A 12,188-nucleotide genomic window follows, 5' to 3' on the forward strand; every position below is an offset into this window, starting at 1 on the left:
ATCCACCGGGATGTGTTCCGGTGGTGTGTCCGTGACGCTTAGAATGAGTTCGGATCGTACTCTTTCGGAGCAGATGAACCGGATTCCGGCGTCTGGGAAGCATTGGGTGCCTGGTAAACCACGTCCTGGCCTTTCTTGATGAACTCCACCTTTATCAGGCGGGCCTTCAGAGAAGGGCGACTTTCACCAGCGTGATCACCCGACTGGAGGGTAAACACATCGGCTTTCAGTCCGCTCAGTACAAATCCGAGCAGCACCTTTTCTTCTTCATCAACGGCTTTCTGGCAGCGATTGATCAGTTTGGTTGCTTCCGGGCCCGCGATGGTGACATCAAATCGGGTATAGGAAGCATTGTCAGTCGGACCGGTCAGAGCGTTAATAACAGCGCAGGTGAACTCACCGTTAGGGCCCTGAACGCGACGTATCGAGTTCAGATAACCGATGCCGCTTACATTAAGGTTGAAAAACTCTTTTTTCTGATTTCCAGAGGCAGAGCCATTTGAAGCAGGGGTTTGATTAGTTGCAGTCATGATGTTTTCTCCGGAGTAAAACTGAACAGGTAGCGGAGAAACATTTGTCCCGTACGGGAAATGTTTCCCGCAGGGAGGTCAGCATAATTTGCCGACCGGCTGAATTGGTGAAGTGGACCTTTACCTGACTAACAGGTCCCTGTTTGCAAAGGTTAAACAGGTTTAGAACCGCCCGAAAGCGCCATCTCTCAGGTTGTGATGGCTTTGGCATGTGATTACCCGAAGGCGTCCCTCTCAAATCACTGGAACATTGGCAGTTGTCGGGAAGACAACGATAAGCCCCACAATCATTCATTCAGTCGCAACGGTTGTCAACGTTGAACCGCGCAAAAAATCATCACTGCATGAAAATAAAAAAGCGGCGCCATATGGCACCGCCTTCTGAGGTCTGCACCTTCGACCTGGTGTTAAGCTGTATTTTACAGTAGCTCCGCTGGCGTGTTCAGTTCCCGGCACGGTTTTCACGGAGTTTTCGTGCCTTACCGGCTCCCGTTCAGGTGTGGACGAGGCCAGTCAGACTGTATTCCGTCAGCACATGCATTAGATGATGACAGAACCCGCAGTCACGGGGTGCGGCTTCAGAGCCGGTGTCACAATAGCAAAGCCCCTGATGGCCCGCAATCGGAGACAACGGATTAATTCTTCTTTGATTCAGGAGACTTAGCCTTACGGGAACGTTTATTTTTACTGCCGCTGACATTAATGACGCCCTTACATACCGGATAGCGCTGACAGCTCCAGAATTCCCCTTTTTCTCCCTTTAGAAGTCGGGTTTTACTTCCGCACAGTGGGCAGGGAGGGGAGGGAGGCACGCGAATATTCACCCGCTGCTGCGCGCCCTGACTGACCAGATTGCGCGTCCAGCCAGCCTGCCGTTGCAGAAAGTCGTCAAGTGACATGCGACCTGCAGCGACCTCATCCAGCGCCTGCTCCCAGAGCGCGGTCATTCCGGGTTCAGTCAGTTGTGGGGGAAGAGCATCAATGACGTCACTACCCAGTTCTGTGGCCATAAGCTTACTGCCTTTACGCACAATAAAGCGGCGGTTCAGCAACTGTTCAATTATACCTGCACGGGTGGCCTCAGTGCCCAGACCCGCATTGTCTTTCAGTACCTTACGCAGCGCGATATCGGTAACGAAAGCGGAGGCGTTCATCATCGCACCAATCAGGGTGGCAAAAGTGTAGTGCGCCGGCGGCCGGGTCATTAGCTGCGCTACCTCAGCACCTGTCACGGCGCATGGAGCATTCTGAGAGAGCGGTGGCAGCGCCAGCGCTGCATCGTCATCCGCCTGCGCATCTTCATCTCCGGCTTTGTCAAAGAGAGCCTTCCAGCCCTTTACTGCCTCGGTGCGCCCCGTGGTACGGAACAGCTGCCCGCCGATGTCGAACTGGAGCCGGGTGATATCGGATTCATACAGGGGCAGGAACTGGGCGAGGTAATTGCGACGGATAAGAAGATAAACCTTACGCTCAGACTCCGTCAGGGCCGAGAGCTGAAAGGCGGTTCGAGTGGGAATAATGCCATGGTGTGCCGTAATTTTCCTGTCATTCCATATGCGAGACACAAATGTCAGGTCAAGACGAGTCAGTAATGGCACACAATCCGGATCAGTTCGGCCGATGGCATCGAGTACGCCGGAGACTTCCTCCTGCATGGATTCAGGCAGATAACCGCAGTCGGTCCGGGGATAGCTTGTCGCCTTATGCTTTTCATACAGGCTCTGAGCGGTATCCAGCACCTGCTGGGGAGACATATCCCAGAGTCTGCCGCAGGCCTGTTGAAGGGAACCAAGCGAAAACGCCAGAGGGGCCGCAACTTTTTCACGCTTCGTCTCACACCCGGTGACGACAGCACGTCCTGTCTGCCGGCAGAGTTGCTCCACCTGCTGCGCGATATTCTGGTGGATACAGCGCTTTTCATCGTCAGTATAGATTTTCGCCGGCACCCATTGCGCGGGGAAGGTAAGGCCGCCAGCCGAAAGAAGCGCTTTGACCTGCCAGTAGGGTTTTGGCACAAAAGACGCGACTTCGCGGTCCCGGCGGACAACCAGCGCCAGCGTGGGGGTCTGCACTCGCCCGACGGATATCACGCCGTCAAAGCCAGCTTCGGCGGCTCGCAGGGTGTAAAGCCGCGAGAGATTCATCCCTATCAGCCAGTCAGCACGGGCACGTCCCAGGCCGGCATGATACATGCCGAGCGTGGCCTGGCCGGGGCGGAGGTCCTGAAGTGCTGCACGGATGCTGGGTTCATCCAGAGCAGAGAGCCAAAGACGCTGCACCGGGCCTTCCCAGCTACAATAGTCCAGCAGCTCTCGCGCAATAACTTCACCCTCACGGTCTGCATCGGTGGCAATGACCACCTCATCAACCTGGCGAAGCAACCGCTCAATGACCTTGAACTGATCCTGCGTGTCCTTTTTTACAACGACCTGCCAGGGAGCCGGCAGGATCGGTAGCGCTGAAAGTGACCAGGGTTTACCGTACTGCTGACCGTAGGCTTCAGGAGAAGCCGTTTCAAGGAGATGCCCCACCGCCCATGTCACGGTCACACCGCTGCCCGACAAAAATCCGTCACCGCGACGAGTTGCAACCAGCACGCCAGCAAGATCTCGCCCCTGAGAGGGCTTTTCACAAATATAAAGCCGCATGGCTGCCTCCAGCGTCTCAGACAGCCTGATAACGCAGGCGAAGGAGATTCACGCTTGCTTCATTGACCGGTGGAGAGAAAGCAGAACGCTTATGTCCCAGCAGGATAGCTTGGTCAGGCTCTCCCGCAATTTCACAGGCTTTTTTCCAGATGTCATTATTCTCCGCTGCATCGATTCGGGTAGCTTCCACTCGGCGATATGAAAGCAAGGTTCCATAAATCTGACGCAGCAATCTTCCCCCTTCACTGAGATACGAATCGCGCGCGTTGCGGGTGATCAAACCATAATGAGATGCCTGAAGTACCTTTTTGGCAAACTGATCAAAGCCAACAAGAAGAAATACACATCGGTAACCAAGAGGAGTACGAGTAAAGACTTGAATGTCTAGAGGTTCAACTGATGCCACTTCTGTAAAAGTTACTCCTTTGGGTAATAAGGCGACCTCTTGCTCAAGCTTCTGAATCAATTCAGACATTCTTTCTGTTGCTGCTTTTAACTTTTCTTCAAGCCTGTACATGGCTTCATCTGCCCAAGGATTGTTTTTGAGCGAGTCTTGGTTGATAAGCGTTGCACGATGAAAAAACTGCGGCATTCCGATAATGCCATGCTTTACAGGAACATTACCCTCCTGTTTACCCGGCCGGCGCCCCTGCCATAAACCTATTGCATAATTTGTGTGGAGCGCAATTGTCATCTCTGACTGAAGCGAACCCGTCTTAGTTACTTTTTGATCTGCCATCGTTGTCGTCACCTGTGTTCAGTTAAGATGAGCAGGCATAGTCGTGAAACCTGTGCACTTACAACAATGTGAAACTCTTAATCATCAGCATGAAATTATTCTTCTGTTCATTTTTTAATCTTGTTGCGCCCCGCAACAAGATCATTATTTGAGCAGCTCAGGGTTGCTGATTTTCTCAATGATAGTGTCATTACAACAACATCTCTTCTGTGCATTTTTTAACCTTGTTGCGCCCCGCAACAAGGTCATTATTTGAGCGGTTTAATGTTGCTGATTTTTTGTAGGGCAGGTTCACTGCATTAACAGTACCTCTATACGATTATTAACCTCGCTGCGCCCTGCAAAAATGCTCGCTTTTAAATCGCTGTTTCAGGTGATTATTTTGTTTCGTATGGCACTGATCATTGCCCTGACATCCTCCGGTGACGGGCGACTGGTTGGCATCACTGGCAGATTCGCTGGCGGGACTTTTCGCGTCTCCGTCATACGCAAAGGCTCACCAGCGGCATCGCGCTTCGTCGTCTCGTCGGACAGTTTCAGTTCACCGTTTCGCGCCCGGCGCAGCATGGAAAACAGCCAGCCAGCAGGGTTGGCCAGTTTGCCCCGGTTAAGTTGTTCCTGCAGCATGCCAGCAAGGGCCTTTGCGACAACCTCAGGCAGCGAGGCCATCTGCGAGGTCAGCATGTGACGGTCTTCGCTGTTCAGCCCGTTCAGAAAATCACCAGGCAGATAATGGTTTTCGCAGGGTACGTACGTTTTTTTATTCACACTCTGTGTGAAAGAACGTACGTTACAGTCCGGATTTCGGACTCCGGTGTAACATGTTGATTTATCAATGAGTCCTGATTCAGGAACCGGTATTTTATCTGACGGAGGTGTACTGAGTCCGTTTTCCGGACTCAGTGAATTCTGGCTGTTTTTTATGCTCATTTTACTGAGTCCGTTTTTCGGACTCGGCTGTTCAGTATGCTGCCGACGGACCATCTGAGCAGGCGTCTCCGGTGCGCCCAGCCGACTCTCAATCAGCGCAAGGCGGCTGTGGCGATGCCGCATCCCCGTATCCTGGAGGATGTCATTTACTACGGCCAGCGCCGTCATCCGGACGGCTTTGTTCCGGCTGAGGCAGCTGTCTTCGACCAGCTTCAGCCAGCCCGGGTCAAAGGTTTCTGCATCACGGTAACCCAGCGGCTCATCATGCTGTGCATAAATGTTCACGCAGGCGACGGATAACCCGGATAAGGCGCATTGTTTTCACTACCGTAATATCATCAAAAACGGCGGTATCCGAAGGAACCTGCGACCCAAAGAAATTCAGGCAAAACATAAACATATTGAACTGCGAATTGGGAACTGAACCGGAAAGGCCCGCCAGAAACAGCGTAAATTCGCGGGTGCTGTCGGATACGGCAAAGCCGGCAGACAAAGGATTTTTATCTTCCCGGACACAGTCCGCGCAGCCCATGGCCTCAGCAATCTCAAACACAAGGCGATATGCCATATCCTGCAGATGTTCCGTATCGTCCTGCAGCGCGGAGATGTGCCAGATATCGCTGACCGGTTCCAGCCCGGTTTCCGCGAAAGCAACAGAACTGATTACCTCAGCAGAGGAGGCCTCTTCAGGATCTGTGAACGCCGAGACAAGCGAGCCGGTACTGAACTCAGGCGAGGATAAGGACGCATCCTCATCCGTGATAACTTCACTTTCGCCGCTGATGACAGGACGCCCGCCAAACAAATCGTTCTGCACCTCGCGACGCGGTTCACTGCCGGCAGTGACTGACGCTGCGTCAGGCAGTGACGTGTTCAAAGTCATGTCCGGCGCTGGTTCAGGGCGGCCGGTAGACGTTAACGTACCGCTCCGGAGACCCGTAGGCTGTAGGGCTGATGAAGTATCCGACGGCAGAATGGTCACACCTGGCTCAGCGCGTTCACGACCAGCAGACCGCCCGGGCGGCGGCGTGAGCGAGGGTAGCGGTGGCGGCTCACCAAACTGCTCACGGCGTTTTTGTTCGCGCGGGTCCAGTTCAATCAGCCAGCGATCGTAATTGAGGCTCGGATGTGGCAATGCCTTAACAAGCTGGCCGATAAATTCATCCCTGAACACATCCAGTGCATAGCAGTCAGGTTCGTCAAAGCCCTTGCATGTCGATCCAAAGACTTCATCCAGAGTTGTATCGGGCCGGACGTCACCGCTGAAAATTTTCCAGACCTTCATCGCCGAAGAACGAAGACTGAGCAGAGGCGTTGCCTGTCCCCGGCTCATACCCGATTCCAGCAGTCTTGGCATATGTGGGTACAGATAGTTGAGGGTGTCCTCCATCCGGCTAACGCTAGAGTAATCAATCGGGTAGCCCTCCTGCCCGAGAAGTTCTGAAAGCTCCCTCAACGTGACGCTGCGGCCCAGTTGCTCCTCATAAATGACGCGCGCTTTATGCACCCCGAAAGCTTTCTCTATATACGTCAGGTCGCCCCTCACCTCATTCTCGGCCAGATGGCCTACGAGGCATTTGAGCCTGCCCGGCCACGGCTTGAAAATGGTGTGAACACGGTGAAACCGTTCATCACCGGTCTCCTGCCAGAGCTCACAAAGGATCTGATATCGCGTGTTTCCTCCGTCACTGAAGATATAAACATCTTCGCCATCAGGGTCACGCGTGACCTTAGGTATGGAATCCAGACCGCGTGCACGCACCGAAGATTTGATCTCTTCATAACGTGGGTTACGGCCTTTACGCGGGTTATCGGGGTTGGGGCGCAACTGATCAAGGGTCAGTACCATCGCCATCTCACTGACCGGCAGTGGAGCTGTATCAGTACCGGCATTAACCTTAGCGGGCGATCTGCCCCGCTGTAGCATCGCTGAGCCCAGGTCCAGTTTGCTGACATTGCTCATACTGATCTCCCCGCCTGTTTGTGCATGGCATTAAAGCGGGTATAGCGACCTTCATACTGCAGGCGTATTGTCCCTGTGGGTCCCTGACGTTGTTTGCTGATAATGATTTCAGCAACACCTTTATCTTCAGTTTTCTCGTGATAAACCTCGTCACGGTAGATAAAAATAATCAGGTCAGCATCCTGTTCAAGTGAGCCAGAATCACGCAGGTCACCGTTGTTAGGCCGCTTATCCGCACGGTTTTCCAGCTGTCGGTTCAGTTGCGAAAGTGCAACGACCGGGCAACCCATCTCTTTGGCCAGCGCTTTCAGGGAACGGGATATTTCGGCGATTTCTTGCGTGCGGTTCTCCTGGTCCGGACAGCGCATCAGTTGCAGATAATCAAGCCCGATAATGGACGGGTGACCGTAGCGGCGGGCATTACGACGTGCGCGGATACGCAGCATCGCCGGCGTGAGCGAGCCTGTATCATCTATGATTAAGCTGTCCTTGAGATCGCCCATAAGCAAACTGGCCGCGGATGAGGCACGAGCCCAGTCCTCATCATCCATTAATCCACTTTTAAGATGGGTAAGATCAACATTGCCCAGTGATGCGACCATGCGCATGAGGATTTGTTCAGTAGGCTGCTCAAGACTGTAAAACTGGCCTATTGAACCCACTTTTTTCTGCAGTGAATTGAGCAAGAGGCTTATCAGAAACGCCGTTTTTCCCATAGACGGGCGGGCCGCAATGAGCACCAGATCACCAGGCTGTAGACCGCTGGTCATCGCGTCAAACTCGTCAAACCCGGTGGGCGTGCCGGTAATGCCATCGGGAACGTTGCACCGGCGCTCCAGCTCCGTCAGCAGCTTTTCCATACCATCAATTAGCGTCACGGCCTGTTCAGGCTCAGCACGTTCTGCCAGGCGAGTTATTTTCTGCTCGGCGGTTTCCATGAGCTTTTCAATATTCGTTCCGGGCATTTTGACTTGTTCGGTAATCTCAGCACCAATGGCCGCCAGCTGCCGCCCACGGCTGTTTCTGGCAACAATTTCACTGTAAGCAACAATGTTTGCTGCACTGGGCGTATTTTTTGTCAGCTCAGCCAGGTAAGCGAATCCCCCCAGTTGCTCAAGAGCGTCTTTACCGCGACGTTCAATGCTTTCAGAAAGCGTAATCAGATCAAGTGGTTTACCGGCTGATACCAGCCGGGACATTTCCTGAAAGATGGCCTTATGCACCTTGAGAAAGAAATCATCAGCACTCAGATGGAGAGCAACGTCATCCCAGCGATCGTTATCCAGCATCAGGCCACCGATAACAGACTGCTCGGCATCAGGTGAATAAATACCTGGAATATTTCTGCGGTTGTCAGACATACGCACCTCCCTTGAGAGAGGGCATTGCCGAGGGCCGCTTGATAACACCTATACTCAGCTGCCGTCCGGCATTGATTTTATTAACTATCATGGTGAGGGCTGCTGAAAAAAAAGGGGAAAGGATCATTTTGATCCCCCTTCTTCCGCAAGCACGTCGAACTTATGCTTCCATTCAGGGAACAGTTCGCAGGCAAGTTTGTGCATTGAGTCGAATGCTGAATCGCTCTTACGGGACGTTTTTTTCTCCAGGCGGTGAACAGGCTGACCGGCCGCATGCCCCTGCTTATAAACATCAAGATCATAAATGCGCGTCTGTAGCATGTTGATGACGATCTTGTCTGAATGCTGACTGTAATCGCCACTCAGTATGATGCTTTCAGCCTGTTCAACCGTGGTTTTCGCTAGCAGCGTATAGTCCATGCAGTTAACCAGCATGCGTATACTCGGAAGACTGATCCCAAAAGCCATGTAAGGGAGCAGTTCTTCCATCAGAGCAACTGTGCCGCGCATAAATTCACGCACATCAGGCAGCACAGGCTTGACCATTCCAATCATCTCGCCGGTTGCGGCCAGAATAATCAGTTCTGACATCACTGAACGTGACCCCTGCGAATCAATCAGGATGACGTCATACTGGCTAAATACCGAGTTTGACAATGCATTGCGCAGACGTACGCGCCCATCTGCAACATTGAGCATATAGGTAGGTAAAAGATTGCGCGGATCGTTTGAGACAATGACATCAAGGTTCGTGAACGCGGTGCGGGAAATGATGTTTTCGGCCTCGGATAGGTCGACGGTTTGCATAAGCAACTCGTAGAGCCCGCAAGGTGCTTCATATTCTAAGGGATAGATACTGCTGGCAGTTGGCTGGGCATGGTCGCCGTCAATGATGAGAGTTTTTATACCTGCATCTGCAAGAAAACCACCCAGATTTGCGGCTTGAGTTGATTTCCCTTCTCCACCTTTGGTTGAAACAACAGGTAAAATTTTGGGCTTTGAACCCTGTTCTTTATAAAGCTCTGATTTTGAATGCATTTGATACACCTGAAATTGATTCAGGTGCGATTAGCAATCCAGCAACAAAAAAGACCAAAACGTTAACACCCGGACACGGGGATTGAAAATCCCCGTGTCGGTGGTTCGATTCCGCCTCCGGGCACCACTATTCGAAGCACGCTGGTCAGAGGTGAGAAAACTGACGGGCGTTTAACGGGAGTGGTACTTGTTGATGTTGATCCTCACATCAGCATACATCAAGAAGTTACCCTCTCGATTAGGGAGCCTGTTCGCAGCAGGCTCCCTTTTCTCGATCACTGTGAATAATTACAATGACGTGACTGAATGTCAACCATTGTAAAACATCTCTTCAGCCTTATCGGTGTAAAGCGCCATTTCTTTCTCCAGCGCCTTACTGACAATATCCATACTGATATCAACGTATTCCATTGTTGTGCTCACATTACGATGCCCCAGCAATCCCTTAACCAGTTGCAGGTTTCGTTCAGGGGAGCTCATCAGTGTTGTGGCAAGCGTATGCCTGAACCGATGGGGTGAAATGTCAAATCCGCACTCTTTTGAAAGACGTCGGAAAAACGAACGTAATGGCTGCAGAGAGGGTTTTTGAGAAAGGGATACACTGTCAGCAGGCGAAGATACAAACCTCTCATAATGAAACAATGCATCATTGTTGCCGGCACCGCAGTCTCTTGCACGTTGCAGCAATCCCTCCAGTCGCGGACGTAAATGGCTGACAACGGGAACCCGCCACTCACGGTAGGTTTTGCTGCCTTCTGTCCTCAGCTCAATCCAGCCATCTTCAAGACAGACGTCTTTCAGACGAATGTGCAGCAATTGATTCTGACGCATTCCTGTATAACGCAACGTGTCCAGAACTGCGAGCCAGTACCACACTGGCTTTAATGCACATTTTGATTCGGTTATTCGTTCAGATGAAAACTGCTGCATGGTCAGCCAGATCTTTGTCATCTGATTTTTGGTGAGCGTCTTTTTTCTTTTCTTATCGTGTTTAACCGAAACACCGTTGAAGGGATTTTTTGTTAAGTCCGTCAGTTGAGAAGTAATGGCAAAATTATAGAGTGCGCGCATATGAGTGACCTTGTTATTCCAGGTGTGTGCTGACAGCCCCTGTTTTTTCAGGACGTGTCTTCGCCACTCAAGCACTTCACGACTGGTTATGCTGTAAGGTGTTCGCGCTTCCCCAATATGTTTTCTGAACCCGCGAACCACTTTCTGATAACTCCATTCTGTATCCTCACGTAGCGACTTACAGAAAAAATATTCATCCAGCAGTTCTTTCCATAGCCAGTCAGTGTTCATTTCGTTCATTTTCCATTCCTCTCTAAGTTACAGATACGCACCAGATGTCAGACCGGGATTACGGTCATGGAAACAAAAGGAACTGACTGTCCTGAGGGATTGTCTTTTTGAATACCTGTCTGCTTTTAACCAGATAGCCTTTCATCCGTTTAAACTTGCCTGACTTATCGGGGATATCGAACAACTGAGCAAAGTAAAACCTCCTGTTATCCCGGCGCTTATGTAAATTAAGTTGTTCAAAAGACGCCTGAACTTTCTCCCGATCATCTGCGGAGCCGGTGGCCTTAAGGTAGTCAAAAAAAATGCCGGGGACGGGCAAAAAGACGTAACCGGCAATAACGTGGACTTTGTCATCTTTACCATTAAAAGTGATCTCTCCCCGGTTGATCCCTTCCCGAAGCCAGTCAAAAAAACGCGTTCCTTCCACTTCTTCAGTACCGCTGACTGCCCCGGATGCGGAATGTAATCTTTCCTCACGTTTGTTAACAAATGCAACCGCAGAATTATCTGAATTCCCCTCGCCAGCATGACTATTTGCGCTTTCAGAAAATTCAATAGTTTCAATGGGGTATGACGGATCTATTTTTTCGTTCACAGTAAGGGGTTCCTCAGGTGAGACCTCACTGCTATTACTGCCTGTTGCCATTTTTTCTGGCACTTCAAACAGAGACAAAAGCGCGTCAGTGTCGTCTGAAACTGCAGTCATTACCGGTTCGTTAGCTGGATTACTGAGTTCCTCTGACAAAAGACTGTCAATTTGAGAGGCCGACTCAATACTGGATGCAAGATCAAAACTTGCCGGAGCCGCGAGAGCATCTGCCGTATTCGTTTCTGATTGTTGAGAAGAAATGTCTGGGGATAAATTTGAAGCATGTATAGTCTGGACAGCGGTTTTATCTCCAGGTAGTCCACCTGCTAAGGTATTTACTACTTCGTCAGCCTTCGACTCTATCAGAGGAGAATCTGTTTTCTCTGCAGCCTGCTTCATCAGACTGCGTATCAATGGCATGCCCGGATGCTGATTCCAGAGTGCGCCGGCAAGGTTGCCCAGTGCCTCGGGATTCTCTGCCAGCCAGCCCGTGGCCTCTGACGGCATAAGTTGCCCGGCGGCAAGCGCCGCAAGCGCTGATGCGTTCTCTGCCTCCCGGAACCGGAAACGATAAGGTGAGTCCGGAACGGTCATTCCCGGAAGCCAGCTTTTACCGTCAAGCAACTCCCCCTCCAGCGTCGCAAGAAGAGGCAGGTGCCAGAACAGCGCAGACCAGAAAATCACCGCATTCCACATCACGTTCTGCGCTGCCTGCTCTTCCGGTGCCGCTCCGGGAGGGAACATGTACCCTTTTGCCAGCCTGACCGCACAGGTTGTGAACTGCAGCGTAAGGTCGCCGAAGCCGTCTGACTGCGACCACCTTCCCTGCTGCGTGGCCGGCACATTCTGTACCCGGGCTAATAAACCATTAAGAGGCGCTAAATAGAGTCGCTGATACAGGTCTGCGGGCAGAGAGCAGTTCTCCCATATCTGCTGCAGGCAGGTTTTTCGGAGAGGGGTGGCACACAAGATACCGGCCCCACGTGGGGCGTGGTAGCCGGCAGGCGTGACTGTGGCTATATGATGTACTGCTTCTGGTTCACCTTTTGAAAACGGAGACCCCAGGGTCCGGATTTTGCTGAGCATGA

The 12,188-nt window shown here is 51.8% G+C and carries 9 protein-coding genes; all 9 read right to left on the reverse strand.

From position 1 onward, the window contains the following. Nucleotides 1-38: 38 nt before the first annotated feature. Entirely contained in the window at nt 39-530 is a 492-nt protein-coding gene (locus IAE30_RS07820; RefSeq protein ID WP_058970687.1) for an STY4534 family ICE replication protein, read from the reverse strand. Nucleotides 531-1,165: 635 nt separating this feature from the next. Next, nucleotides 1,166-3,178 (reverse strand): DNA topoisomerase III, encoded by a 2,013-nt coding sequence (locus tag IAE30_RS07825; RefSeq protein WP_200678991.1) that lies wholly within the window; start codon nt 3,176-3,178, stop codon nt 1,166-1,168. A gap of 16 nt (nt 3,179-3,194) precedes the next feature. Then, a complete protein-coding gene (locus IAE30_RS07830; protein WP_200678993.1) occupies nt 3,195-3,917 on the reverse strand; it encodes a PFL_4669 family integrating conjugative element protein in 723 nt (240 codons plus the stop codon). 369 nt (nt 3,918-4,286) lie between these two features. After that, on the reverse strand, nt 4,287-5,132 hold the full coding sequence (locus IAE30_RS07835) for an STY4528 family pathogenicity island replication protein (protein ID WP_370585517.1): 846 nt from the start codon (nt 5,130-5,132) through the stop codon (nt 4,287-4,289). Beyond that, on the reverse strand, nt 5,110-6,810 hold the full coding sequence (locus IAE30_RS07840; RefSeq protein ID WP_200678995.1) for a ParB family protein: 1,701 nt from the start codon (nt 6,808-6,810) through the stop codon (nt 5,110-5,112). Before IAE30_RS07840 ends, IAE30_RS07835 begins: the two co-directional genes overlap by 23 nt. Further along, the gene (gene dnaB-PI / locus IAE30_RS07845) at nt 6,807-8,171 is read right to left on the reverse strand and encodes an SPI-7-type island replicative DNA helicase (protein ID WP_200679115.1); all 1,365 of its coding nucleotides are present in this window, start codon (nt 8,169-8,171) and stop codon (nt 6,807-6,809) included. Before dnaB-PI ends, IAE30_RS07840 begins: the two co-directional genes overlap by 4 nt. Before the next feature lie 123 nt (nt 8,172-8,294). Next, a complete protein-coding gene (locus tag IAE30_RS07850) occupies nt 8,295-9,209 on the reverse strand; it encodes a ParA family protein (RefSeq protein ID WP_200678997.1) in 915 nt (304 codons plus the stop codon). Nucleotides 9,210-9,518: 309 nt separating this feature from the next. Beyond that, nucleotides 9,519-10,520 carry a site-specific integrase gene (locus IAE30_RS07855; RefSeq protein WP_200678999.1) on the reverse strand — a complete coding sequence of 334 codons (1,002 nt, stop codon included), beginning with the start codon at nt 10,518-10,520 and terminating at the stop codon, nt 9,519-9,521. A 55-nt stretch (nt 10,521-10,575) separates the two neighbouring features. After that, nucleotides 10,576-12,186: a TraI domain-containing protein gene (locus IAE30_RS07860; RefSeq protein WP_200679000.1), complete on the reverse strand. Its 1,611-nt coding sequence runs from the start codon at nt 12,184-12,186 to the stop codon at nt 10,576-10,578. Nucleotides 12,187-12,188: the final 2 nt, after the last annotated feature.

The sequence above is a fragment of the Pantoea sp. S61 genome, assembly GCF_016625145.1.
GTDB lineage: Bacteria > Pseudomonadota > Gammaproteobacteria > Enterobacterales > Enterobacteriaceae > Pantoea > Pantoea rwandensis_B.